Genomic DNA, 26,399 nt, shown 5'->3' on the forward strand with positions numbered 1-26,399 from the left:
TCGCTGGCATCCATGTTAAAAGTGACCTCTTTTTATCTTTAATCGTTTTCAAACGTTTGATTAGAACTTTGTTTAAACCTAATTGAAAACAGATTATCTTTAAGCTCAATATAAAATTGAGAGAATTCGATTAATAATTCAATTAATAATTTTTCTTCAATTTTTCCATTTGACTTCATTACATCTAATCGTTTTTTTGAATAATTGGCTTCACGTTCTTCTTTACTAGCATCATCTGAAAAGATTTTTAATTCATGTACGATATTGATTTCAGCATGAGCACAGCTATTCCTGATAGAACTTATACGTCTGAGTTTGTCAGCCAACTTGTTATTAATGATTTCAAGTCCACTTAGGATTTTTATTTTTTTTCCAAAATCTAAAATATTACCATTTAGAATTATTTTTTTAAACTCCCATGAATTTTTAGATTTAAAAAAATTTAAGATTATATCGTCAATAATAATCTCAATCTCATACAATCGTTCGATTGTAAACCCTCTAGCTTCTTCGATACTAAACGAATTTAGTTTAGTAATTGTTTCTTTAGGTAGTTCTTTTTTCTTGTTATTTGCATTCATAGTATCGGAATAAAACTTAATGCTAATTTAATATTTTAAAAAGTTAGTTTGTTGTACCTATGTTGTACCTGTGAAATAAAAAAGGCTTCAACATTTCTGTTAAAGCCTTTGGTACTCAAGGTGGGAATCGAACCCACACTCTCGAAAGAACTGGATTTTGAATCCAGCGCGTCTACCAATTCCGCCACTTGAGCATTAATAAACTAAAAAGACAATTCAAAATTACAAATTATCTCTAATTATACGAAGCTTTTCTTTCTCGACTCCAGATTTCCAATATTTCTCTCTTTTTCTAGCTTCAACTCTGGTATCCAATGTTTCAGAATATATTAGCTTAAAAGGACAATATGCTCTAGTTGTTTTCTCACGACCCTGATTATGTCTTTCTAATCTATTAGGAATATTAATAGTCATTCCTACATAAATATAATTCCTTGACAAACTTGAAATAGCATAAACATAATACATCTTTCAAAATTTCAGCGCGCCTGCCTGTTGGCAGACAGGTCTACCAATTCTGCCACTTGAGCATTTCGGAGAACAAAAGTATAGATTTTTTCGATATTAAACATAAAAATACTAGTCAATATACTTTTTAGGTTAAAATAAATGTATAAATTTGCACCTCGTTTAAAATAAGGCGCTGTATTGGTGCTGCAAAACAACAAGTTAACTATGCCAATTGTAAAGACCGAAGCTAAAATTTTTGCATGTACACAAAGTAAAGTTCTTGGTGAAAAAATAGCTAAGGCGTTTGGAGCAGATTTAGGTAATGTCATTACTTCTACTTACAGTGATGGAGAGTTTCAACCGTCGTATGAAGAATCTATTCGTGGAACTAGAATTTTCATTATTGGTTCAACAAATCCAGGTCCGGAAAACTTGATGGAGATGTTATTGATGATAGATGCCGCTAAGCGAGCTTCAGCAAGACATATTACAGCGGTATTACCATATTTTGGATGGGCAAGACAAGATAGGAAAGATAAACCTCGTGTACCAATTGCAGCAAAATTGGTTGCCAAAATGTTAGAAGCAGCAGGAGCGACTCGTATTATCACGATGGATTTACACGCCGATCAAATACAAGGCTTTTTTGAAAGACCTGTAGATCATTTATTTGCATCTACTATTTTTCTGCCTTATTTAAAAAGTTTGAATTTAGATAATTTAACAATTGCTTCTCCAGATATGGGAGGATCAAAAAGAGCTTATGCTTATTCTAAAGCATTAGGAAGTGATGTAGTTATTTGTTACAAGCAACGTGCCAAGGCAAATATAATTTCGCATATGGAATTAATTGGAGACGTTACAGGTAAAAATGTAGTATTAGTTGACGATATGGTTGATACAGCCGGTACTTTAACAAAAGCTGCAGATTTAATGATGGAGCGTGGCGCGTTAAGTGTTAGAGCTATTTGTACGCACCCTATACTATCTGGAAAAGCTTATGAAAATTTAGAAAATTCAAAATTAGAAGAATTGATAGTAACAGATTCTATACCATTATCGCAAGACAATGATAAAATTAGAGTGTTAAGTTGTGCAGACTTGTTTGCAGAGGTTATGAATAAAGTTCACAACAACCAATCTATTAGTTCAAAATTTGTAATGTAATCCCTCCCAACCCTCAAGGTTAGGAGTGCTAGATAAGAATAATTATTAATTAATATATAAATAGAAAAATGAAATCAATTACAATCAACGGATCTCAAAGAGAAAGCGTGGGCAAAAAAGCGACAAAAGCCTTACGTAATGCTGGTCAGGTTCCTTGCGTATTATACGGAGGAGATAAGCCAGTTCATTTCGCAGCAGCAGAATTAGCATTCTCTAAACTTGTATACACACCAAATGCGCATACAGTTGTGATTGCTTTAGATAATGGAGAAACTTTTAATGCAGTACTTCAAGATATTCAATTCCACCCAGTTACAGATAGAATTTTACATATAGATTTCTATCAATTATTTGAAGATAAAGAAATTGCTTTAAATATTCCAGTTCAACTTGTAGGGAATTCAAGAGGTGTTAAAAATGGTGGTGTTCTAAGAAGAAACAATAGAAAGTTACGTATTAAAGCACTTCCAGTGAACTTACCAGATTTTATTGAGATAGATATTACACCTTTAAAAATTGGAGATAAAGTTGCAGTAGGAGATTTATTAAATGACAAATATTCCTTTTTACATACAGACAACACTGTAGTATGTCAAATTAAGACTTCTAGAGTGGCGGTTGAAGATGAAGAGGATGAAGAAGAAGAAGGTGCAGAAGCACCAGCAGCTGAAGGAGCAGAAGCAGCACCAGCAGCTCAAGAATAGATTATTCTTAACTTTAAATATTAAAAGCATTCTGTATTATTCAGGATGCTTTTTTATTTTTACAGAAATATAATTAAGGATGTATCGGTTTTTGCTCAGACTATTTAAGAGAAAAAAGGAAAAAGAAGAACAAGATATAATGAAGAAGTATTTAATAGTAGGTTTAGGAAATATTGGTGAGAAATACGCAAATACACGCCACAATATAGGGTTTAAAATATTAGACTATTTTGCTAAAAAAGAAGCATTAACTTTCGAAACTCAAAAATTAGGAGACATTACTACGTATAAATTAAAAGGGAGAACGTTTATTTTTTTAAAACCTAATACCTATATGAATTTAAGTGGTAAAGCGATATTATACTGGTTAACAAAAGAAAAAATTCCTTTAGAAAACGTATTAGTAATTACAGATGATTTAAATCTGCCCTTTGGGAGTATTCGATTGAAAGCAAAAGGAAGTGATGGAGGACATAATGGGTTGAAGGACATACAAGAGAAATTAAATACAACTAAATACAACCGCTATAGATTTGGAATTAGTGATGCTTTCTCTAAAGGAAGACAAATTGATTATGTTTTGGGAGAATGGAATCAAGAAGAATTAGACAAGCTTAATGAACGTTTAGATAAATCAGTTGAGCTTATAAAATCCTTTGTTTTAGCAGGAATGAATATTACTATGAATACTTTTAATGGTAAGTAAAAAAGATGTTTATAAAGTGTCATTCTGAATGAAAATGAAGAATCTTTTTAAAATTAAACATATTAATTTGAGATTTTTCGACTGCGCTCAAAATGACAATTTCTAAGCTTTTTAGACAATGTTATTTAATAATAATTTTTTTAGCAGATCCTCTAAGTCCATCACTTATTCTTAAAATATACAAGCCAGGTTGTACATTTTTTAAATCGACACTTTGGTTAAAGTCACCAGTACCTTCAAATATATTTTGATAAATAAATTGTCCTCTTACATCAAAAACTTCAACGGTAATATCTCTATTTAAAGCACCGTTTAGTTTAACATTGAATTTCCCGCTATTAGGGTTGGGATATATTATTAGGTTGTCGTAACCAGATTCTTCAATAGCTAGGGTTGGTATTATTGTAATGGTATAATCTTCAACCTCGCCATCAAAACCGTTTTCCGAAGGAATTGGTTCCTGATTACCTGAGTCTCCAATATACCTTGTAGCTATTCTCATGGTAGTATTTCCTAAAACAGCGTCAATTGGAATACTAATAGAAAGCGGTGAATTATTAGTAGCTTCATTTGAAACATTGGTAGCATCCCCTAAATCATATGCTTCACCAGGGTCATCAAAACTGGAATTTTGATTCCAATCTATCCATACTTTTGTTGCCGTAGTAAAATTTCCTTCGGTATTAACATGTACAGTTAAATCGTATGAACTATCCCTATTTGCTTCAGTAATGACAGATGAGAAATCGGAATAACCAGAAGGTTTTTCGGAAGCTTGATTGATAGTATTAAATTGAACTAAGGTTATTGAGGTATCAAATTCAAAATCATCTGGTAATATATTGATTGTATAATCTTCAACCTCTCCATCAAAACCATTATCACAAGAAGTTGGTAATCCATCATCTTTGAATTTTGTTGAAACTCGCATCGTGGTATTCCCTGGGACAGCGTTTAAAGGAACAGTGATTGAAATTGGAGAACTAGCTGTTGCTCCATTGGCAACATTAGAAGCATCCCCTAAATCATATTCTTCACCTGCATCATCAAAACTACAATTTTGATTCCAATCTATCCATACTTTAGTTGCTGTGGTATAATCTCCGTCAGTGTTAACATTCACTGTTAAATCATATGAAACGTTTCTATTTAAATTTGTAGTTATAGAGGTATAATCTGAGTAGCCAGAAGGTTTGGCAGAGGCATTATTAATTGAATTAAATTGAACTAACGTTGTACTAGTGTTAAACGTTGTATTTCCAGCGGAAGAACAAGTCCCATTGAAAAAGGAAAATGTGACATTATTATTTTTTGTAATAGATGTTGAAGTTCCTGTAATTATTAAAGGGTAGTCGGCTTGAGCAATGCCATCTAAATCATTAATAGTCATTGTGACAGTTCCAGAATCACTTAAATTTGTTGGTGAAAAAGTAACCGTAGAACCTGCTGGGTTTCCTGAAACGCTAAAAACAGTATTTTCTGAAAAACCATTTGCCGCAACATATTCGAAATTAAATGTTGCTGTAGTTGCTTTACAATCAATTGGATCTAAAGTTTCTTCAACTATAAAAAAACTAGGAGCAGAAGAAACAGAAAAATTAAAGTTAGAAACATCATAAAAAATGTTGTCTGCGGCTTCAATTAATAGTCGTGCTGTAGAAGTATCAGTCATGGCAGGCACTGTATAATCAAAAGAACCATCATTTGGTGTGTTAGACGCTATAGTTATGGGGAATGTAGCACCTCCATCAGTTGATAGTTTTATGTTTACATTTTGGCAATTTATTGTAGCGTTAGTTGTTTGCCCTACTTCCCATTCAATGGTTTGCATAGACCCTGGTGCCCAATATATAGGATTAGTGATGGTAAAAGGAGTCACATCTTCAACGGTGATTTGCATCGTATCATAGCTGCTTTGACCATTTGTTGAAGTAGCTGGTGACCTATCTCTAACGGTTAATGCCCAGTTTAAAGATCGTGCAACGGTAGATACTGTTTCCCAGTCACTACCTAATGTAGGATTGGTTTGTATGATATTACCGGCAATAACACTCGCAAATTTAGGGATATATCTATCCGGAGAGTTTGAGGGCGGAAGCGATCTATTCATTGGGCCAGAAGTTAATGTAGAACTAAAATTCTGGAAATTGGTAATTCCGTCATCGATTTGTTCCCAGCAATATGTTAGATTGTCCCCTCCGTCTAAATCGGTAGCAGCACCTTTTAAAACATAAGCAGTACCTTTAGGGATGCTGTAATCGTTTCCGGCATCAGCACTTGGTGGGTTATTTGAGATTGCCTCAGTGGTTTGACAACTTTTAGTGCTCAAATTATCCAATATTTGTTTAATACTATGATAATGAAAATAGTCATCACCATTTAGTTCTACATTATTTGCCCCTTCAATGCCAGCATATGCCATTATGGTTGATCCACTTCCAGGTTCGGAATTCACACCTGTTCCTTCACTTTCAAAAGCCCAAGTGTGATTAGCTCCCATTTGGTGTCCAATTTCATGAGCTACAAAATCCAAATCAAAGGTATCACCTTCAGGAGTCGAATCACTAGGAGACGTATATGCACTACCTTTGTTTTTGTCTAAGAGATCTCCTGCGTTATCATTTCTACAAACACATCCAATACAGCCAGCATTTCCACCACCGCCTGTAGCCCCCAAGAGATGTCCAATATCGTAAGCAGCATTACCAAGCTCGGTAGTCAATGTATTTTGTAATTGAAGACTCCACCCGTTAGTATTATTTGAATTATCATTATCTGTTCCCTCAGAAGCATCAGAGTAAGGGTCTGTAGCAGCATTATTATATATTAATTGCGTAGCATTTACAAGCTCAAACGTCACCCCCATGTCCGTCTCAAAGATTTCATTAACTCTGCCCAAAGTTGTATTTATTGCCGCAAGTGCATCAGCAATGGCATCCCCATTACCAGCATTTCCGTCATCATGATAAGCTGTGTATTCTGATGTTGTAGAAATGGCAATTCTAAATTTTTGTAGTATTTGGTTATTAGCACCCCCTTCATTAACCTTTGCTGTTTCTGTACTTTTATTAAATGATTTATTTAATTTATCTAAAGTTTTGCATTCAAATTTATCGGCAAAAGAGTTTTTAGAACGTTTATCATAAACAACATATTTACTAGAACCTTTTGTTAAAGGTTGCATAAACACATTAGAGTTGTTAACATAAGAAATCATGGTTTGTATACCTTGAGGAGACATACTCATTCGCAAACGTGTTCCAGAATTATTTATACTAACACCTACATACGATTTAATGTTTGGGTATTTAGAAGCGAGTTCGGGTGAAAAGACAGGTGCTTCAAAAATTTTGAAGCTTTCAATTTGTCCGTTAATTCCCGGTAAAGAAATGATCGTTTCTTTTTTGTTTTTAGCACCCCTTAAAGTTGTTGAAGCCGTACTTTTTTCAAACGATTTCATATCAAGTTCAAATAGATGAACTTTATTTTTATCTAAGTGAAATTTAGATAGTTTTTCAGGATTTTTTATATTTTCGACCTGTTTCCATGAAGAATTTTGAGCAATAGCTGAAAATGCAAACAAAAGCATTGCTATTGAAAAAACATAATGTAGTTTTGTTCTCATAAAAAATATTTAGGGCGTTTTATTAAGCAATCTGTAAACAAATCTAGCTTTTTTAGGTGAAATTAGCAATTTAACTTATTAAATGGGTAAGGTAAAAGACATTAAAACTTATAAATCTGTGGGAGATACAGTGGTTACAATTGGTACTTTTGATGGTGTCCATGTTGGACATCAAAAGATAGTTAAGCGGTTAATTACTAGTGGTAAAACAGATGGTTTAAAATCTGTAATTCTAACTTTTTTCCCGCATCCCCGAATGGTTTTGCAGAAAGATTTTAATATAAAATTAATTAATACGATTAACGAACGACGAAGTATTTTAGGCGATTTAGGTTTGGACTACTTACTTGTTAAAGAATTTACCAAAGAATTTTCACGACTTTCGGCAGAAGATTTTGTAAAACAAATTTTGGTCGATAAACTAAATGCAAAAAAGGTAATTATTGGCTACGATCATAGATTTGGGAGAAATAGGAATGCAAATATCGATGATTTGAAAAAGTTTGGAGACCTTTATGGATTCGAGGTCGAAGAAATATCAGCACAAGATATAAATGATGTAGCGGTGAGTTCTACTAAAATTAGGAAAGCGTTAAAAGAGGGAGATATTATTAAAGCCAATACTTATTTAGGCTATAACTTTTCCATAACAGGAACAGTAACAAAAGGTAAAGGGTTAGGGAGACAATTAAATTTTCCAACAGCCAATGTGAAAGTAGAAGAAGATTACAAATTAATCCCAAAACAAGGATCTTATATCGTAAAAGCTGTTATTGATAGTACACCAATTTATGGTATGATGAACATAGGTGTAAACCCAACTGTTAATGGTAAAAAAGAAACTATTGAAGTTCATTTTTTTAACTTTGATAAGGATATTTATGGGGAAGAAATTCAAATTGAATTATTACACCGTATTCGCGATGAAGAAAAGTTTGAATCTGTAGAAGCCTTAAAAATGCAATTAAAAAAAGATAAAGAAATGGCACTTACATATATTGCAACGCACCATGCTTAATAAATGGCTATTTAAAAATATTGATAATTCTGCATTGATCGTTTTCCGAATTATTTTCGGATTACTTTGTTTTTTAGAATCGGTTGGTGCTATTGTTACTGGTTGGATTAGGAAAACGTTAGTAGAACCAGAGTTTACCTTTTCTTTTATAGGGTTTGAATGGTTACAACCGCTTCCAGGGGATGGTATGTATTACTACTATGCCATTATGGGCCTGTTTGCATTATGCATTATGGTAGGTTACAAATATAGGTTGAGCGCCTTATGTTTTGCCCTCATGTGGGCTGTAACTTATTTAATGCAGAAATCGTCTTATAATAATCACTATTATTTATTGATGCTTTTAAGTAGTATTATGGTCTTTCTCCCGGCACATAAATACGCTTCAGTAGACGTAAAACTAAACCCTAAATTAAAAAGTTTATCAATGCCTCAATGGTGTCGTTTGGTTATTATATTACAACTTTTTATTGTTTATACGTATGCTTCCATAGCAAAATTATATCCAGATTGGTTAGATACTAGTGTTATGGAGATACTTATGCAAAGTAAGCAAGATTATATTTTAATAGGTGACATACTTCAACAGAAATGGCTACATTATATTCTAGCTTATGGGGGTATTTTGTTTGATGGGTTAATAGTCCCATTATTATTATTTAAACCAACAAGAAAATATGCTTTTATGGCTTCTATTTTCTTTCATTTGTTTAATTCAATTGTATTTCAAATAGGTATTTTTCCTTACTTGTCGTTAGCCTTTTCATTGTTCTTTTTTGAAGCTGAAACAATTCAAAAGTTGTTTTTGAAAAAGAAACCCTTTTACAATTTAGAAGCTATTGTAATTCCAAAGATGAAAACGCCTCTATTAGTTATTTTATCCGTTTATTTTTTAATTCAAATAGGATTGCCACTACGGCATCATTTTATTGAAGACAATGTACTTTGGACAGAAGAAGGACATAGACTTTCGTGGCGCATGATGCTTAGATCGAAAAGTGGTAGAACAAATTATTGGGTTGAAAATAAAGAATCCGGAAAAAGTCTTATAGTTAATTTGAGAGACTATTTAACTCCAAAGCAAATACGTTCTGCGAGTACAAAACCAGATGTCATCTGGCAATTTGCACAGCATTTAAAACAAAAGTTTAAAGAGGATAATCAAGAGGTAGCGGTTTATGTTGAGTGCAAAGTAAGTGTAAACGGAAAACCATATAAAACATTAATAAACCAAGAAGTAGATTTATCAAGTGTTGAATGGAATACGTTTAAACATAACGATTGGATTTTACCTTCAAAAGACGATTAAATATCTTAGTAATTCCCTAAATTTGTCGCTTAAATTTTCAAGACATGTTACAAGTCCCTTTTATTAGAGAAAATAAAGAATTAGTAATTGAACGATTAGCAAAAAGAAATTTAGATGCTACTCAAATGGTAAATGATGTTATGTCCTTTGATGAAGATAGAAGACGTATCCAAACAGAATTAGATAATACGTTAGCAGAATCTAATTTATTATCTAAAGAAATAGGGAACTTGTTTAAATCTGGAGACGCTCAAAAAGCAAATCTTTTAAAAGAAAAAGCAACACAGTTAAGAGAAACTTCAAAAGAACTTGCCGAAACCCTTAATAACAAGTCAGATGCGTTAAAGGAGTTACTCTATAAAATCCCTAACGTTCCAAATGAAATTGTGCCTTCAGGAAGTTCAGATGAAGATAATCAAGAAGTTTTCAAAGAAGGAGACATTCCTGTTTTACATGAAGGTGCTCTGCCACATTGGGAGCTAGCTAAGAAATACGACATCATAGATTTTGAACTTGGAAATAAAATTACAGGGGCAGGTTTTCCAGTTTTTAAAGGTAAAGGAGCTAGGTTACAACGCGCATTGATAGCCTACTTTTTAGATAAAAATACAGCAGCAGGTTATACAGAATATCAGTTACCACATTTAGTAAACGAGGCATCAGGTTTCGGTACAGGGCAGTTACCAGATAAAGAAGGTCAAATGTATCACGTATCAGAAGATAATTTGTATTTAATACCAACTGCAGAAGTGCCAGGAACCAATATTTTCAGAGACGTAGTCTTAAATGAGAGTGAACTCCCTATTGGCATTACAGGTTACACACCATGTTTTCGTCGTGAAGCTGGAAGCTATGGTGCTCATGTAAGAGGCTTGAACAGATTGCATCAATTCGATAAAGTTGAAATTTTACGAGTAGAGCACCCAAGTAAATCTTATGAAGCTCTAGATGGTATGGTAAATCATATCAAGACAATTCTTCAAGAGCTAAAATTACCATACAGAATTTTAAGACTCTGTGGAGGAGATTTAGGATTTACATCAGCACTAACATATGATTTTGAGGTGTTTTCTACAGCACAAGACAGGTGGTTAGAAATTTCTTCAGTATCCAATTTTGAGACTTTCCAAGCAAACCGCTTAAAGTTACGTTTTAAAAATAGTGATGGTAAAAACGAATTAGCACATACGTTAAACGGAAGCTCTTTAGCACTACCTAGAGTACTTGCAGGAATTTTAGAAAATTATCAAACCAAAGAAGGTATAGTAATACCAGAAGTACTACAAGCTTATACAGGGTTCAGTATTATTAATTGAGAGTTAAAACCTACGCCTCGTAAGTGTTTTGATTATAAAATCGATGAAATACATTTTTAGCATGCTGTTTAACGATTAAGCTACGATTATTTTTGCGTTAAGGTATATATTTTGGATGTTAGCTAGACCAAACTTACCTAACCATGAAGAACTTTAAACGCATAGTAATATTAATTACATTAATCTTTTTTGCAAGCAAAGTTTTATTTTCAGATTTCGAAATTTCTAAGTCTGAAAATGAAGTTACTGCAGTCGTAAATAAATAGAGATTTTTTTCATTGAACTCATCTTGACTTTTTGTTTTTAACCGAAAATGAGTTGAAATGTGTTCAGATTAAGCACTTTTTGAAAGGCATAGCATCGCTATGCATAAAAAAATAATGAAATATGAGCGAATTTTAGCCATTTTTTAGGAAATAGAAAAAGTCAAGATGAGTTTATTTATAAAAACTGTCCCCAATCATATATTACATCGTTTTTAATATTAACGGTAGTTAATGGAACATTTATTTTGGTTGGTTAGTGCCCGAATTTTTATTCGGGCATTTTTTTTAACGAAGCCCAGCTATGAAGAGTTTTTAAAACATATTCAAAAAAATAAGTTGAGTTAATCCCACTACACTATACGGTGGAATCTCATAATTTTTGCTTTGTAATTTCTATGTGAGTTCAAAAATTCATGAATATTACAATATCTACATGTTACATTTCTTATATTTACGTTATGAGATATATCCATATTTTATTCATATTAGTTTGTACAACCATGTTCTCTCAAAATGATATCCTTGCAAAGGAATATTTCAAAAAAGGAGACTTTGAAAAGGCATTGTATGAATATAAAAAGTTATATGCCAAATCGCCTTCCAATATTAATTATATCAATCAAATTGTAATTACGTACCAGCAATTAGAGCAATATGATGAAGTAGAAACGTTTCTTTTAAAATTGATGGAAAGGATTAATTATCCTGCATTTTTAGTGGAATTGGGTTATAATTATCAGCTTAAAAATGATTTGGAAAATGCTACAATTAATTACAATAAAGCCATAGCGACTATAGATGAAAGAGCGAGTAACGTGTTCTCTGTAGCAAGAAGTTTTCAGAGTCATACACTTTTAAACGAAGCCGTTGTATCTTATGAAAAAGCGATGCTATTAAACCCCGATTTTAATTTTAATCTACAATTGGCTAAAATTTATGGAGAGCAAGGAAATATAGAAAAAATGTTTAATAGCTACATTCATTTTGCAGAATCTAATCCCGTAAGTTTGAATAATATTAAAAGAGCGATTAGTGATTTTATAAGTGAGAATAGTGCGAATGAAAACAACATAATATTTCGAAAAGTTTTACTAAAAAAAAATCAGTTAGAACCCAATTTGCTTTGGAATGAATTGTTAAGTTGGTTATTCATTCAACAAAAAGACTTTAAAAAAGCATTTATTCAAGAAAAGGCCATTTTTAATAGACAGCCAGATAACTTAAAAAGGATAGAAGAGTTAGCATATATAGCCTCTAATGAAAACGAAAATGATGTCGCTAAAGACATTTTCACATACCTAATTGAAACGGCGCAAGACGCAGATACGAAACTAAAAGCGCATTATAATTTACTTCAATTAGAGACTAAAGAAAGTGCAAAAGAAAATTATGACAATATTAATACTAAATATTTAGCACTTTTTAAGGACTTCGGGACATTTTCACAAACCTTAAAATTACAAATAGCGTATGCTCATTTTTTAGCATTCTATATGAATGAAACCAATAAAGCAACAGCATTTTTAGAAAACACACTAAAATTACCAATAACTAAATTACAGAAAGCAGAGGTTAAGTTGGAGTTAGGAGATATTCTCGTATTACAAGAAAAGTTCAACAAAGCGTTAATCTACTATACACAAATTCAGCGTAATTTAAAAAATAGTACCATTTCTCAAGAGGCACGCTATAAAGTGGCAAAAGCAAGCTATTATAAGGGCGATTTTAAATGGGCAGAGTCGCAACTTAAAATTTTAAAAGCGTCAACCTCTCAACTTATTGCTAATGATGCATTAGATTTAAAACTACTTATTTCTGATAATAAATATGAAGACTCGTTACAGACAGCTCTAAAACTGTATTCCAAAGCAGATCTGCTAGCTTTTCAAAATAGGAATGAAGAATCTATTTCATTATTAAATAAGATTTTAACCGAACATAAAACCGAACCTATAATTGCTCAGGCATTATATAAACAAGCTCAATTATTTGAAGCTAAAAAGCAATACGAGAAAGCCGTAGCCAATTATGAGGCCATTATAGCTAATTATAGAGATGGTATTTTAATAGACGATGCCTACTTTAAATTAGCAGAGATTTATGAAAAACAACTGAATTTGCCCGAAAAAGCAAAAACGCTATATGAGTTAATAATCTTTAATCATGCCGATAGTATTTATTTTGTAGATGCCAGAAAACGCTATAGAGCACTACGGGGTGATGCTATAAACTAGCCATGATAATAACAGAAACCGAGCGCCTAATTATTTCAAAATTCACAATTGAAGACGCATCATTTTTTTTAGAACTAACAAATACACCTAATGCACTTAAATATATTGGTGATAAAAATCTAAAAAGTGTAGAAGATGCAGAAAAGTATCTTGCAAACAAGACGATTAAAAGCTACCATGATTTCAAGTTCGGATTTTATAAGCTTGAGTTAAAAGAAGAGAAGAACAAACCTATAGGAACTTGCGGACTTGCAAAACGAAAAGAATTGGATGATGTAGATCTTGGATTTGCATTTCTTCCTGATTATGAAGGCAGAGGTTTTGGTTACGAAGCTTCAAAAGGAATTATGGCATTAGCAAAACAAACTTTTAAATTAGACAAACTTATAGCGATAACAGTACCCTATAATAAAAACTCAATTAAGTTATTAGAAAAGTTGGGCTTTATGTGTGAAAAAAGAGTAAAACCTTTTGAAGATGATGAAGAACTCCTGTTATTTGCAAAAACGCTATAAATAAATTTTGTCATTCCTGCGAAGGCAGGAATCCACAAACAGACTATAATGATTATATACAACGTAACAGCAAACATAGACGAATCTATTCATGACGAATGGTTAACATGGATAAAAGAACATATTCCACAAGTATTATCTACAGGAAAATTTGAAAAAGCAACTTTAAGTAGAGTTTTAGTAGAAGAAGATATGGGAGGAGTGACCTATTCCATTCAATATCGATCCTATTCGCGAGAAGCCTTAGATGCTTATTATAGAGAAGACGCCGAAAAATTGCGAGCTGATGGGATGAAAAAATTTGCAGATAAGATGTTAGCGTTTAGAACAGAACTAGAAATTATTGATGAATACTCAGTAACTTTTAAATAAAAAAAACCTGACAGGTTTTTAAAACCTGTCAGGTCTAAAATATCTGTGCGTAGTCGCTGAGCTTAGTCGAAGCAAGGAATCCATTTATATAACTTACTTTTGTATTTATAAACATCTATAATTCGTGGCGCACAATCCAAATCAACACCAGGTAAAAGCAAAAAAATATTTAGGACAACATTTTTTAAATGACGAATCTGTTGCACAAAAAATTGCCGATACACTTACTTTAAAAGATTATAAAAAGGTTTTAGAGATTGGCCCAGGAATGGGAGTGTTAACTAAGTATTTGCTAAAAAAAGAGATCACAACATATGTGATAGAAATAGATACCGAGTCTGTAGAATATTTGCAGTCCAATTACTTAAATCTGGCACCAAGAATCATAGAAAAAGATTTCTTAAAGTACGATTTAAACACTGTTTTTAATCAGGAGCCTTTTGCTATCATAGGTAACTTTCCATATAATATTTCTACGCAAATAGTCTTTAAAACTTTAGAAATGCGTGACCAAATCCCCGAATTTTCTGGAATGTTTCAAAAAGAAGTGGCACAGCGCATTTGTTCTAAAGAAGGCAGTAAAGTTTATGGAATTCTATCCGTTTTAGCACAAGCGTATTATGATGCCGAATATTTATTTACGGTACCACCAGATGTTTTTAATCCACCGCCAAAAGTAGAATCAGGCGTATTAAGACTTATCAGAAAAAAGGATTATGCGCTACCTTGTGACGATGCATTATTTTTTAGAGTCGTAAAAACCGCATTCCAACAACGTAGAAAAACACTTCGTAACAGTTTAAAAACATTCAATTTATCCGATAATTTAAAAGCAAATGTTATATTTGGCAAACGTCCAGAACAATTAAATGTTCAAGAATTTATCGAACTCACACAATTGATTGAAAAAGACGTGTAGAACCTTTTAAATTTTCCTTTTTTGTTAGAAGAAAAAGAAAACATACAATTTCAGCTTACAGATGAGCTTATTGAGCAAGTAGAACTTTTAGTCGAAAACCAAAACGATAAAGAACTACAAAAGCTTTTAAAAGAGTTTCACTACGCAGATATTGCCGAAGTTTTAGATGAATTAAATTTAGAAGACGCAGTATACGTAATAAAGCTTCTAGATTCTGAAACGACTTCAGATGTCTTGACCGAGCTGGACGAGGACAATCGAGAAAAGGTATTAGAAAATCTTTCTGCTAAAGAAATTGCTGAAGAAATTGAAGAGTTAGATACCGATGATGCAGCAGATATTATTTCTGAGTTACCAGAAGAACGCCAACAAGAAGTTATCTCGAAAATTGAAGATGAAGAACATAAGGCGGAAATCACAGAACTTTTAACTTATGATGAAGATACCGCCGGTGGGCTCATGGCAAAAGAGCTTGTTAAAGTCTATGAAACCTGGACAGTTGCAGGTTGTTTACGACGTATTAGAGGACAAGCCAAAGAAGTAACCAGAGTACATTCTATTTATGTTGTTGATAAGCAAGATAAACTCATAGGCCGCCTTTCCTTAAAAGATCTTATTGTTGCCAAAAACGAGAAAAAAATCGCAGATATCTACATATCCAATGTAGATTATGTAGAAGTAAACGAAGATGTTGAAGATGTTGCTAAAGTCATGGCAAAATACGATTTGGAAGCCATTCCGGTTGTTGACGAAAATCAAACATTACTAGGAAGAATAACCATTGATGATATTGTAGATGTTTTAAAAGAAGAAGCCGATAAAGATTATCAATTAGCAGCAGGTATTACACAAGATGTAGAAGCCGATGATAGTATTTTAGACCTTACCAGAGCGCGCTTACCATGGCTAGTTTTAGGCTTAGTTGGAGGCGTAGGTGCTTTTTTAATTATGGAAGGTTTTCAAGAATCATTTAAAGAAAAAGCCATCCTTTTCTTTTTTACACCTTTAATAGCAGCAATGGCAGGTAATGTAGGCGTACAATCTAGCGCGATTATTGTGCAGGGATTAGCTAATGATGATGTTAGAGGAAGTGTTAATAGCAGGTTGATAAAAGAAATGCTTTTAGCAGCCCTAAATGGCGTTATACTAGCCATTTTTTTATTTTTATTCGTGTGGTTTTACAAAGGAGAATTAGACAAAGCATTAGCCATATCGGTTTCATTAGTAGTTGTAATAATTGTAGCAGGTTTAATAGGAACTTTTGTACCGTTATTCTTAAATAAACGTGGAGTAGATCCTGCTATTGCAACAGGGCCATTTATAACAACCAGTAATGATATTTTAGGAATTCTTCTTTATTTTTGGATAGCCGAATTAATAATAAATATCTATAATTAAAATTCCAACATAAGCCTCAAAAACGTAAATATTTAATTATTGGTAAATTAAATTGGCGCACCCTTTTCAAACACAGAGAGAAATCGAATAACAAATGAATTCAAAAAAATAGATTTTGAAAATACTTCACTTAGACACCAATCACGAATTAATGATCGACCAACTTAACGATCTAGGCTTTACAAACCATGAAGATTACACATCATCAAAAGAAGCCATTGAAGCAAAGATTAAAGATTATGATGGGATTATATTACGAAGCCGGTTTACCATAGACAAACAGTTTTTAGATGCAGCAACAAACCTTAAATTTATAGGAAGAGTAGGTGCAGGATTAGAAAATATTGATTGTAATTATGCTGAAAAAAAAGGAGTAACCTTAATTTCGGCACCAGAAGGAAATAGAAATGCCGTTGGAGAACATGCATTGGGAATGTTATTATCATTATTTAACAAGCTTAACAAAGCAGACTTAGAAGTTAGACAAGGTGAATGGTTACGTGAAGATAACCGAGGTATAGAACTCGATGGAAAAACAGTAGGAATTATTGGATACGGAAATATGGGAAAAGCTTTTTCCAAAAAGTTACGAGGTTTTGATGTTGAGGTGCTTTGCTACGATATTAAAGAGCGTGTAGGCGATGCAAATGCAGAACAAGTGTCACTAGCAGAGTTTCAAAACAAAGTAGATGTAGTAAGCTTACATACGCCAGAAACACCGTTAACTATAAATATGTTTGATAATGCATTTATCAATCAGTTTAAAAAACCGTTTTGGTTAATAAATACAGCACGGGGCAAAAGCGTAGTAACCAAAGATTTAGTTTCAGCTTTAAAATCTGGAAAAATGCTAGGTGCAGGTCTTGATGTTTTAGAATACGAAAAAGCTTCATTTGAAAATCTATTTAAAAAAGATACCACATCAAACCTTACAGAGGTGCCAGAAGCCTTTCAATATTTAATCGATTCGAAAAACGTTATTTTATCACCACATGTAGCTGGTTGGACTATTGAGAGTAAAGAGAAATTAGCGCAAACCATTATAGATAAAATTAAAGTGAATTTTTGCTAAATTTAACGAGTTAAATTTAAAAAATTACTCATATTAAATGATTTGTATTTAATGGATATTTATACGTCACCTTGAGTACAGTCGAAAGGTCATTAAAATCCATAAACTTAATAGGTTTCGACTGCGCTCAACCTGACATTCAGTAAAAATTAAAATCTATCAAAAATCATTGCTCTAACTCGTTAAATTTAGCATATGAAAAAAACTATTTTAGTTTTTACACTTTTAATTGTTGCGCTCTATACCATTTTTAGAATTAGTAAATACTCTTTAATTCTAGGAGGAACTACAATAGAATTTATTATTACAGCTATTGCCATTGTGTTTTTTATTGTTGGTATTTATATCAATAAAAAAAGTTTACATAGGCCACAAAATACTCCAGAAAATATAAATCATCAAAAAATTAAAGAATTGGAGATCACCTCTCGCGAGTATGAGGTGCTTCAAGCCATTTCAGAAGGTTTATCTAATAAAGAAATTGCTGAAAAATTATTTTTATCAGAAAGTACAATCAAAACCCATGTTTCCAATTTATTAGTAAAACTTAATGCAAAAAGACGTACCCAAGCTGTTCAAATTGCAAAAGACCATAAGATTTTATAGCTTTAGGACTAAAGTATAAGGCATTTGGTACTTTAGTATGAGGCCGATTATAGCAATCGCTGGTAATTTTATACCAGTAAAATCAAATATTAATTTTTAAAATTAACACTATGACATTAGGAGCATTTTCGGTAAGCTTAAGCGTTAAAGATATTAACGCTTCTAAAGTATTTTATGAGAACCTTGGGTTTAAGGTTTTCGCAGGCGATTTAGAAAGAAATTATCTCATTATGAAAAACGGGAATGCTTTAGTAGGGCTTTTTCAAGGCATGTTTGAGAATAATATTTTAACCTTTAATCCTGGGTGGGATGAAAATGCGAATAAATTAAATGATTTTACCGATGTCCGGGATGTTCAAAAACACTTAAAAAGTAAAAATATCAAATTTGAAAACGAAGCAGATGAAAATACCACAGGACCAGCAAGTTTTGTTATAATGGATCCAGACGGTAATACCATTTTAATCGATCAACATGTTTAATATAATATAGAAATTATGCTAAGTACAATTAAAAAATTTGGAGCTTATTCAGCTTTAACAGGAGGGCTTATTTTTATTGGTGGACATTTTTTCGATTGGAATGTTGATTTTGCAACCTTAGAGGTTCTCGGTTACATATCTATTTTGGCCTCATTATCTTTCGTGTTTTTTGGAATAAAACATTTTAGAGATCAAATAAATAATGGTGTTATTTCATTTAAAAGAGCATTGCTCATTGGATTGGTGATTTCAGCAATTTCCGGCATAGTAATAGGCCTTTTAGATGTTGTTTATGTAACTGTGATAAACCCTGACTTTGTTGTTGAATACAAAGCATATGCTTTGGAAGGCATGAAAAATACGTTATCAGCAAATGAATTCGAATTAAAAAAAGCAGCATTAGAAGAGCAAATGGAACTATTTGCAAACCCAATATTTACTTGGGCAATTATGTTCACAATAGTATTCGCAATTGGAATTATCATCTCCTTATTATCAGCCTTAATTTTACAGCGCAAAAACTAACAATATGCAATCAAAAGCCACGACACCGCAACAGTATTTAGATGAATTACCAGAAGAGAGAAAAGAACCGATTAAAAAATTAAGACAACAAATTTTAGAAAATCTCCCAAAAGGGATGGAAGAACAAATGAATTATGGCATGCTAGGTTATGTTATCCCGCATTCAGTATATCCAGAAGGCTACCATTGTGATCCTAAATTACCTTTACCGTTCATGAATTTAGCGTCGCAAAAGAATTTTATAGCTGTTTATAGTATGGCGCTTTATTCAAAAAAAGAACTCATGGATTGGTTTACTTCAGAATATGCAAAACAATGTAAGTATAAGCTGGACATGGGAAAAAGCTGTATTCGTTTTAAAAAAATGAATGATATTCCTTTTGAACTCATTGGAGAGCTAACCAGTAAAATTGATGCAGACGAATGGATTAATATTTATGAAACAGCCATAAAGAATAGAAAAAAATGAAAAAACGCGTTACAGGATTAGGTGGGTTTTTCTTTAAGTCGAAAGATCCGGATAAGCTTAAAGCATGGTATGGTAAACATCTAGGGATTCCAGTAGATACTTACGGTTGGACATTTAAGTGGAAAGACGATATAGAAGGCAAAGGAACGACACAATGGTCTCCTTTTAAAGAAGACACATCTTATTTTGAGCCAAGTGAGAAGCATTTCATGATGAATTTTAGAGTAGAAGATTTACTTGAACTATTAAAAGTTTTAAAAGGAGAAGGTGTTACTATTATAGGAAAAGTTGAAACGTATGAATATGGCAAATTTGGATGGATTGTCGACCCAGAAGGTAATAAAATAGAACTTTGGGAACCAATCGACTCCGCATTTTTGTAATTTAGCGCTCATCCGAAAAAAACTTTAATTATAATAAGTAATTGACTTATTTAGAAATGAGTTCAATATTAGAATCATACAATTTAACTGCATTACAATGGACAGCTATTTGTTTTGCAGTTTTTTTATTAGGCTTATCCAAGTCAGGAATTAAAGGAATTGGGATTTTAATCGTAATCATACTAGCTTTTGTTTTTGGTGAAAAAGCTTCTACAGGTGTTTTACTTCCTATGCTTATCGTAGCAGATATTTTTGCAGTAATATATTATAACAGACATGCGCAATGGGGTTATATAAAAAAATTAATGCCATGGATGATTATAGGTGTTTTAGTTGGTGTTTGGGTAGGTAATGATATCTCTGAAGTGCTATTCAAAAGAATCATGGCCGTTATTATAATTGTGTCCGTTCTAATTATGTTTTATACAGAAAACAGAGCATCTAAAGACATTCCCAAAAACAAATTGTTTTCTACTGGAGCTGGATTTTTAGCAGGTTTTACAACTATGGTTGGAAATTTAGCAGGTCCCATTTCTAATATTTATTTTTTGGCGATGCGTTTACCAAAAAATGAATTTATAGGAACAGCTGCATGGCTGTTTTTTATTATAAACGTATTTAAATTGCCCTTTCACTTTTTTGTCTGGAAAACAGTTACCAAAGAAACACTTGTTTTAAATACAGTTTTAATTCCAGCAATAATCATTGGTTTTTTTGTAGGTGTCGCTATTGTGAAATTAATTTCTAATATAAATTACAGACGTTTTATATTAATTGTCACTGCACTGGGAGGTGCTGTTATGTTATTTAGATAGTCTTTCCTTGTAACATTATTATAGGTTGATAGACATATAGATAGCGTACATTAAAAATGAATAGTTATGTCTCAAGAACCTGAAAAAAATCAAACCAAAGATAAAGTTTATGAAGCTGAAATTATAAAAGACGATTCGTATCATAGTAGAGACTCTGTTAATGATAAAGCCGAAAAACTAAAAGCAGAAGCCAAAGAAATTTACCATAAAACAAAAGAAAAAGCGAATGATTTTTTGGAAGAAGCCAACGAAAAATTAGAAGATCTTACAGAAGTAGCCAAAGAGAAAGGTGCAAAACTTTCTATTGAAGCTAAAGAAAAATATGCAGAGGCAAGGGTTAAAGCCAAGGAATTTGCAGAAGAAGCTGGAGAGACCTTAGAGAAGGTTGCTGAAAAAACAACGGTATTTGTAGATGAAACTAGTGAGAAATTAGAAGGATTTGCTGAAGAAACTAAAGAAACGTTATCTGAAGTATCTAAAAAAACAAAAGGGTTTATAAAAAAGATTTTTGATAACAATTAAGTAACAAACGGACTGTTAGTTAAAACAACAATTTTACAAATAAATTTATTTTTTTATTACCTTTATCTTATAACCAAAAATTATTAAACATTATGTCTGACGAAAAGAATTTAAGCGACGATCTAAACGATATGTTAGGGGATGCAAAAGAGGGCGCAAAAAAAGCAGCTGATAAAGCAGGAGAATTTGCAGAAGATGCCAAAGAAAAAGCTAAAGAAACATTTGAAGATGTTAAAGAATCTGCTTCTGAGTTTGCTGATGGGGCTAAAGAAACTTTTGATAACGTAACAGGTGAAAACAAAAAAGTATTAGCAGGTATTCTAGCTATTATCTTGGGTCCTTTAGGAATACATAAATTTATTTTAGGATATAATAAAGAGGGAATTATTATGTTGGTTGTTACATTTGTTCTTGGATTTATTACTTGCGGATTAGGAGCTGGGTTAACAGGTCTTATAGGGTTGATAGAAGGTATTATATACCTAACTAAATCTGATGAAGAATTTTATAACACCTATCAAGTAGGGCAAAAACCTTGGTTTTAATAGAAAAAACTATGATTTTTATATAAAAGAAAAAAGCCTTCAAATTAAATTTGAAGGCTTTTTTAATCTATTATAATCAGTCAACCTATAGTTAAGGAAGACTCAAGTTGAATAAATTACTCTTGACCGATTAAGTCAATTTCTTCAGCATCAGACTTTGGATTTGGTCCCCATTTGTTTGATCCAGCTTCACTGTCTGTACAAGCTAAAATTAAATTGTAAATAGGAATTAGCAAAAACCAGCCGCTTTTACCTGCATCATGCATTCTCCTTACGCCAACAGCGATTCCAGGAATTAAAACTGCTAAAGAATAAATAGAACTAAGAATAGATAAAGAAGGCATTTCCAATCCTATCGATATAAAGATAATTCCGTAAGAAATAATAATATTGAATAAGAAAAACATCCAATATTCTTTTCGTCTAGCTCTTCCAGAAAAATCTGCGTACTGTTTTAATACTTTTAAGTACCAATTCATGATAATAGTTGATTTTGGGGTTAATAAGTCTCAAATATAGTTTTTTTATTTAAATATATTATCGTAATATTGCAATATGTAAATAAATGAAATAAGATCATGGGAATTACCAAAACTCAAATGTTTACCGAGAAACAAAACGATCTGGCTCAGTTCTTTAAAGTCTTAGGTCACCCTGCAAGAGTGGCTATTTTACAGTACATAAGCAATCAAAACGCGTGTATATGTAACGATTTAGTTGAAGAAATAGGATTAGCACAAGCCACAATTTCTCAGCATCTAAAAGAACTTAAAAGTATTGGATTGTTAAAAGGCGAAGTAGAAGGCAAAAGCATGTGCTATTGTATTAATGTTGAGCGATGGACTACCATTCAAAATCAGTTAAACCTATTTTTTAACACAACAAAATCAAACTGTTGTTAAATAGAAGAATAGTTTCTTGGGGCTTTTCTCAAGACTTTCGTTGAAATCGTCATTTCTGTAAAACCATAAGACTCATAAATTCAGTATCATAAAAATGAGACATAATGAATAAAACGGGAATCTAAATCTAAATAAAAATGAAAACACAAGAATTATTTAAAGTACTGGAGCAAAATCAGGATAAATCATTATTGTTCGAATATGCGCCAAACCTATTAGTTGGAGCTAATTATCATATAACAGAAGTGAAGCATTTAGCAATCGATTCTGTTGATTGCGGATCTCAAGTTGATGCTTGGAAAGAAACCATTATTCAACTTTGGGAAAGTCCAAACGAATTAGGTAAAACAGAATACATGTCTGTTTATAAAGCCTTGGCTATTTTAAACAAAGTTGGAAAAATGAAGTCCTATGATTTAGATGCAGAGGTAAAGTTTGAATACAGCAATGCAACATTTCATACAGCACAATTATTTGTTAACGATTTCGAAATAAGAGGAAACAATTTAATAGTTAAATTAGCCATCGAAAAAACGGATTGTAAAGCTAAAGAACTGTGCGGTGTTCCAGAACCTACAGAAGCAGTATCGAAAGAGGCCGAAGTTTGTTGTTCGCCAGATGGAAATTGTTGTTAGACCATTAACAAAAAGCGATTGGAATTCTGTTTCAAAAATTTATAAAGAAGGTATTAATACTGGAATAGCTACTTTTGAAACAGAAGTTCCCAATTGGCAACAATGGGATGCAAAGTATGTTTCGGTTTGTAGATTTGTGGCTTTAGTGAAAACAACTGTTGTAGGGTTTACAGTAATATCGCCAGTTTCAAAGCGACATGTTTATAAAGGAGTTGCAGAGGTAAGCGTTTATATTTCAAACGCATTTAAAGGAAAACACATAGGCGAAACCTTACTAAAAAAACTGATCGAAGAAAGTGAAGCTAGTGGGTTTTGGACCTTGCAAGCAAGTATTTTTTCGGAGAACATAGCTAGTATCAATTTACATGTAAAATGTGGGTTTAGAGTCATTGGTATTCGTGAAAAAATAGGACAATTAAATGGAAAATGGTACGACAACCATTTTCTGGAAAGAAGAAGTAGTAAGATAGATTAATGTTAGGTCGAGACGGTAACAAGATTTAAGACCGCTTCGCTGTTAGACCTGAGAACAAAGACTTATTTTTAAATAAAAGTTTAATTAGTAATTATGATTTCTCTCCTTTGGAGAGATGTCTGAAAGACAGAGAGGAATGAAAAACATTTTAGTATTGTGTACAGGGAATTCATGTAGAAGTCAAATGTCACATGGATATTTAAATCATTTTTTAGATAATAGAACAGTAAACGTTTATAGTGCGGGGATAGAAACCCATGGTTTAAATCCAGGGGCTTTAGCCATTATGAAAGAAGATGGATTAAATATCGATCACCACACCTCTAATCATGTGGATGAATATGCCGATATAGATTTTGATTATATTGTTACGGTATGCGATCATGCCAATGAAAACTGCCCTTATATTCCTAGTAAAAATGCATTGCGTTTGCATCATAATTTTTTCGATCCATCAAAAGTAGTAGGTACAGATGATGAAAAGCATGCTGCATTTTTAAAAGCACGAGAAGAAATAAAAACTTATTTTAAGGAATTTGTGGAGCAATATAACTTGGCTTAAGCGTCTCCGTTATTTTCCAGTTTGCTTTCCAATTCAGCTTGAAACTCTTCCATGACAGGGCGTACGGTACTGTCTGGTAAGTCGGCAATCTTAATGTACATTAAACCATCAACAGCATTGTTGAATAAAGGATCTACATTAAATGCGACTAATCGAGCATTTTGTTTTATGTACTTTTTTAAAAGTACGGGCAAACGTAAAGCTCCTGGTTCGACCTCGTCTATAATCTTGTCGAATTTATTTAAATCGGCTTCAGTAGCATCAAAAACAAAGTCTTTATCGGCATCTTTAAGGATTACTTTAAACTCTTTTTTAGGATGAACATATTGTGCAATGTATGGGTCGTAGTAATGCGATTTCATAAACTCAATCATCAACGATTTTGAGAAATTAGAAAACTGGTTACTAATACTAACTCCGCCTATCAAAAACTTATGCTCAGGAAAACGCAATGTAGTGTGTACAATACCTTTCCATAGTAAAAACAAAGGCATAGGTTTTTGTTGGTATTCCTTAATAATAAAAGCACGTCCCATTTCGATAGACTGACTCATCATTTTATGCAACTCAGGTTCAAACCTAAAGAGATCTTGCAGATAAAACCCATCGATGCCGAAGCGTTCAAAAATTTTAGAGCCCAAGCCCATTCTGTAAGCACCAGCTATTAATTTCTTCTCATCATCCCATAAAAACATATGGTGGTAATAAGTATCAAAAGTATCTAAATCAATGGCTTCATTTGTGCCTTCACCAACTTCCCTAAACGTAATTTCACGTAAACGTCCAATTTCACGCAAAATATTAGGAATGCTTTTTGGTTCTGCTAAAAACACCTGGTAATTTTTACTTTGTAATAGTCTGGAATTATTTTTAATAAGGGCTTCAACTTCTTGCGTCATCAACGTATTGTCAACAGGTGTTACAATACTTTTAGGCGTTTTAGGCGTCTTTAATGTTGATGATATATTATCTAAAATCTTCGATTTATCCTCGAAGGCATTTGATAACATGTAGGTCTTACGTCTTAAAAAACTAGAGAAATCATCAAGAGATGTATATTCTTTTTGATCGGCAACAGAGATCGGTTTTCCTATTCTAACTTTTATAGTACGTCGTTTTTGAGTCAATAACTCAGAAGGTAATTTGGCAGTTCTAAATGTGTCGCTAATCTTGGAAAGCTTGTAAAACAATTTACTGTTTTTAGCATGAAAATAGATAGGAACTACAGGGACTTCGGCTTTTTTAACAAGTTTCATTGCTGCTTCTTCCCAAGGTTTATCAACAACTAGTTTGCCATCTCTATATGTTGATACTTCTCCGGCAGGGAAAATACCTAGCGGGTGTCCGTCTCTTAAATGTAAAATAGAGTTTTTGAACCCCGATATACTAGATTTTATATCTTTCCTATCCTCAAAAGGATTAACAGGCATGATGTATGGTTTTAGAGGTTCTATTCTATGTAATAAAAAATTAGCTATTATTTTAAAGTCTTTTCGTTGCTCAAGCATAAGCTTTAAAAGTAAGATACCATCAATACCCCCAAGAGGATGGTTAGAAATAGTAATGTAAGCACCGTCTTTTGGTAAGCGTTTTAAATCTTCTTCTGGAATTTCAAATTTAATTTGAAAGTCATCTAAAATACCATCCAAAAAAGGCAAATCACTAAGGTGTTTATTGCGCTTGTATATCCTATTAAGAGTAGATATTTTAAGAACTTTCATTAATACCCAACCAATAAAAGTACCTATAAACCCATATTTGTCTAATTGGATAGCTTTTGCGACTTCTTTGGCAGTTACCAGTCCCGTATTTTGTTGTTTGGTCAT

Annotated in this window: 29 protein-coding genes and 1 tRNA gene; 24 read left to right on the forward strand and 6 right to left on the reverse strand. The window is 32.5% G+C overall.

The genetic code is table 11. From position 1 onward, the window contains the following. Positions 1-38 precede the first annotated feature (38 nt). The 3 genes from Q4Q34_RS08675 to Q4Q34_RS08685 all read right to left on the reverse strand — a co-directional run bounded on the left by Q4Q34_RS08675 (position 39) and on the right by Q4Q34_RS08685 (position 1,049). Positions 39-581: a hypothetical protein gene (locus tag Q4Q34_RS08675; RefSeq protein ID WP_303316869.1), complete on the reverse strand. Its 543-nt coding sequence runs from the start codon at positions 579-581 to the stop codon at positions 39-41. A 109-nt stretch (positions 582-690) separates the two neighbouring features. Beyond that, a tRNA-Leu gene (locus tag Q4Q34_RS08680) sits at positions 691-775 on the reverse strand. Positions 776-803: 28 nt separating this feature from the next. Continuing rightward, positions 804-1,049: a GIY-YIG nuclease family protein gene (locus Q4Q34_RS08685; protein WP_303316870.1), complete on the reverse strand. Its 246-nt coding sequence runs from the start codon at positions 1,047-1,049 to the stop codon at positions 804-806. A gap of 207 nt (positions 1,050-1,256) precedes the next feature. Between Q4Q34_RS08685 and Q4Q34_RS08690 the strand changes: the two genes are divergently transcribed. From Q4Q34_RS08690 to pth, 3 genes are all read left to right on the forward strand, one after another. Beyond that, complete coding sequence (locus Q4Q34_RS08690) at positions 1,257-2,198, forward strand: ribose-phosphate pyrophosphokinase (RefSeq protein ID WP_303316871.1); 942 nt, start codon at positions 1,257-1,259, stop codon at positions 2,196-2,198. 68 nt (positions 2,199-2,266) lie between these two features. Then, positions 2,267-2,902 (forward strand): 50S ribosomal protein L25/general stress protein Ctc, encoded by a 636-nt coding sequence (locus Q4Q34_RS08695; RefSeq protein ID WP_303316872.1) that lies wholly within the window; start codon positions 2,267-2,269, stop codon positions 2,900-2,902. 139 nt (positions 2,903-3,041) lie between these two features. Next, entirely contained in the window at positions 3,042-3,608 is a 567-nt protein-coding gene (gene pth, locus Q4Q34_RS08700; RefSeq protein ID WP_408611542.1) for an aminoacyl-tRNA hydrolase, read from the forward strand. A 121-nt stretch (positions 3,609-3,729) separates the two neighbouring features. Here the strand turns inward: pth and Q4Q34_RS08705 are convergent, their stop codons facing one another. Beyond that, the gene (locus Q4Q34_RS08705) at positions 3,730-7,233 is read right to left on the reverse strand and encodes a reprolysin-like metallopeptidase (protein WP_303316874.1); all 3,504 of its coding nucleotides are present in this window, start codon (positions 7,231-7,233) and stop codon (positions 3,730-3,732) included. 82 nt (positions 7,234-7,315) lie between these two features. Between Q4Q34_RS08705 and Q4Q34_RS08710 the strand changes: the two genes are divergently transcribed. From Q4Q34_RS08710 to Q4Q34_RS08790, 17 genes are all read left to right on the forward strand, one after another. Continuing rightward, positions 7,316-8,251 carry a bifunctional riboflavin kinase/FAD synthetase gene (locus Q4Q34_RS08710; protein WP_303316875.1) on the forward strand — a complete coding sequence of 312 codons (936 nt, stop codon included), beginning with the start codon at positions 7,316-7,318 and terminating at the stop codon, positions 8,249-8,251. Then, positions 8,244-9,560 (forward strand): HTTM domain-containing protein, encoded by a 1,317-nt coding sequence (locus tag Q4Q34_RS08715; RefSeq protein WP_303316876.1) that lies wholly within the window; start codon positions 8,244-8,246, stop codon positions 9,558-9,560. Before Q4Q34_RS08710 ends, Q4Q34_RS08715 begins: the two co-directional genes overlap by 8 nt. A 44-nt stretch (positions 9,561-9,604) precedes the next feature. Next, complete coding sequence (serS, locus tag Q4Q34_RS08720) at positions 9,605-10,876, forward strand: serine--tRNA ligase (protein WP_303316877.1); 1,272 nt, start codon at positions 9,605-9,607, stop codon at positions 10,874-10,876. A 679-nt stretch (positions 10,877-11,555) separates the two neighbouring features. Then, entirely contained in the window at positions 11,556-13,376 is a 1,821-nt protein-coding gene (locus Q4Q34_RS08725; RefSeq protein WP_303316878.1) for a tetratricopeptide repeat protein, read from the forward strand. Between the two features lie 2 nt (positions 13,377-13,378). Then, positions 13,379-13,891 (forward strand): GNAT family N-acetyltransferase, encoded by a 513-nt coding sequence (locus tag Q4Q34_RS08730; protein WP_303316879.1) that lies wholly within the window; start codon positions 13,379-13,381, stop codon positions 13,889-13,891. A 48-nt stretch (positions 13,892-13,939) separates the two neighbouring features. Next, positions 13,940-14,263 carry a DUF4286 family protein gene (locus tag Q4Q34_RS08735; protein WP_135877808.1) on the forward strand — a complete coding sequence of 108 codons (324 nt, stop codon included), beginning with the start codon at positions 13,940-13,942 and terminating at the stop codon, positions 14,261-14,263. A 124-nt stretch (positions 14,264-14,387) separates the two neighbouring features. Beyond that, complete coding sequence (rsmA, locus tag Q4Q34_RS08740; RefSeq protein WP_303316880.1) at positions 14,388-15,182, forward strand: 16S rRNA (adenine(1518)-N(6)/adenine(1519)-N(6))-dimethyltransferase RsmA; 795 nt, start codon at positions 14,388-14,390, stop codon at positions 15,180-15,182. A 21-nt stretch (positions 15,183-15,203) separates the two neighbouring features. After that, a complete protein-coding gene (gene mgtE, locus Q4Q34_RS08745) occupies positions 15,204-16,580 on the forward strand; it encodes a magnesium transporter (RefSeq protein WP_303316881.1) in 1,377 nt (458 codons plus the stop codon). 115 nt (positions 16,581-16,695) lie between these two features. Further along, positions 16,696-17,652: a 2-hydroxyacid dehydrogenase gene (locus Q4Q34_RS08750; RefSeq protein WP_303316882.1), complete on the forward strand. Its 957-nt coding sequence runs from the start codon at positions 16,696-16,698 to the stop codon at positions 17,650-17,652. A 195-nt stretch (positions 17,653-17,847) separates the two neighbouring features. Then, entirely contained in the window at positions 17,848-18,258 is a 411-nt protein-coding gene (locus Q4Q34_RS08755; RefSeq protein WP_303316883.1) for a response regulator transcription factor, read from the forward strand. A gap of 110 nt (positions 18,259-18,368) precedes the next feature. Then, the gene (locus Q4Q34_RS08760; RefSeq protein ID WP_303316884.1) at positions 18,369-18,740 is read left to right on the forward strand and encodes a VOC family protein; all 372 of its coding nucleotides are present in this window, start codon (positions 18,369-18,371) and stop codon (positions 18,738-18,740) included. A gap of 15 nt (positions 18,741-18,755) precedes the next feature. Beyond that, complete coding sequence (locus Q4Q34_RS08765) at positions 18,756-19,265, forward strand: DUF4199 domain-containing protein (protein ID WP_303316885.1); 510 nt, start codon at positions 18,756-18,758, stop codon at positions 19,263-19,265. A 4-nt stretch (positions 19,266-19,269) separates the two neighbouring features. After that, positions 19,270-19,734, forward strand: a complete 465-nt coding sequence (locus Q4Q34_RS08770) for a DUF1801 domain-containing protein (RefSeq protein ID WP_303316886.1) — start codon at positions 19,270-19,272, stop codon at positions 19,732-19,734. After that, the gene (locus tag Q4Q34_RS08775) at positions 19,731-20,117 is read left to right on the forward strand and encodes a VOC family protein (RefSeq protein WP_303316887.1); all 387 of its coding nucleotides are present in this window, start codon (positions 19,731-19,733) and stop codon (positions 20,115-20,117) included. The genes Q4Q34_RS08770 and Q4Q34_RS08775 overlap by 4 nt, the downstream gene beginning before the upstream one ends. Before the next feature lie 56 nt (positions 20,118-20,173). After that, a complete protein-coding gene (locus Q4Q34_RS08780; RefSeq protein WP_303316888.1) occupies positions 20,174-20,932 on the forward strand; it encodes a sulfite exporter TauE/SafE family protein in 759 nt (252 codons plus the stop codon). 66 nt (positions 20,933-20,998) lie between these two features. Beyond that, positions 20,999-21,454, forward strand: a complete 456-nt coding sequence (locus Q4Q34_RS08785; protein WP_303316889.1) for a hypothetical protein — start codon at positions 20,999-21,001, stop codon at positions 21,452-21,454. A gap of 92 nt (positions 21,455-21,546) precedes the next feature. After that, positions 21,547-21,999 carry an NINE protein gene (locus Q4Q34_RS08790; protein WP_303316890.1) on the forward strand — a complete coding sequence of 151 codons (453 nt, stop codon included), beginning with the start codon at positions 21,547-21,549 and terminating at the stop codon, positions 21,997-21,999. A 116-nt stretch (positions 22,000-22,115) separates the two neighbouring features. Here Q4Q34_RS08790 and Q4Q34_RS08795 read toward each other — a convergent pair whose 3' ends face one another. Next, positions 22,116-22,478, reverse strand: coding sequence for a DUF805 domain-containing protein (locus tag Q4Q34_RS08795; protein ID WP_303316891.1), 363 nt, complete (start codon positions 22,476-22,478; stop codon positions 22,116-22,118). Between the two features lie 99 nt (positions 22,479-22,577). On the opposite strand from Q4Q34_RS08795, the gene Q4Q34_RS08800 reads away from it, so the two are divergent. The 4 genes from Q4Q34_RS08800 (at position 22,578) to Q4Q34_RS08815 (ending at position 24,573) form a co-directional block, all read left to right on the forward strand. Further along, the gene (locus tag Q4Q34_RS08800; protein WP_135877860.1) at positions 22,578-22,901 is read left to right on the forward strand and encodes an ArsR/SmtB family transcription factor; all 324 of its coding nucleotides are present in this window, start codon (positions 22,578-22,580) and stop codon (positions 22,899-22,901) included. Positions 22,902-23,038: 137 nt separating this feature from the next. Next, positions 23,039-23,536, forward strand: coding sequence for a DUF6428 family protein (locus Q4Q34_RS08805; protein ID WP_303316892.1), 498 nt, complete (start codon positions 23,039-23,041; stop codon positions 23,534-23,536). Continuing rightward, on the forward strand, positions 23,520-24,011 hold the full coding sequence (locus Q4Q34_RS08810) for a GNAT family N-acetyltransferase (protein ID WP_303316893.1): 492 nt from the start codon (positions 23,520-23,522) through the stop codon (positions 24,009-24,011). Before Q4Q34_RS08805 ends, Q4Q34_RS08810 begins: the two co-directional genes overlap by 17 nt. Before the next feature lie 136 nt (positions 24,012-24,147). Further along, a complete protein-coding gene (locus tag Q4Q34_RS08815; protein ID WP_303316894.1) occupies positions 24,148-24,573 on the forward strand; it encodes an arsenate reductase ArsC in 426 nt (141 codons plus the stop codon). On the opposite strand, the gene Q4Q34_RS08820 is transcribed toward Q4Q34_RS08815, so the two are convergent. After that, a complete protein-coding gene (locus Q4Q34_RS08820; protein WP_303316895.1) occupies positions 24,570-26,399 on the reverse strand; it encodes a lysophospholipid acyltransferase family protein in 1,830 nt (609 codons plus the stop codon). The two genes, Q4Q34_RS08815 and Q4Q34_RS08820, sit on opposite strands and share 4 nt — an antisense overlap.

Source organism: Flavivirga abyssicola, from assembly GCF_030540775.2.
Lineage (GTDB): Bacteria > Bacteroidota > Bacteroidia > Flavobacteriales > Flavobacteriaceae > Flavivirga > Flavivirga abyssicola.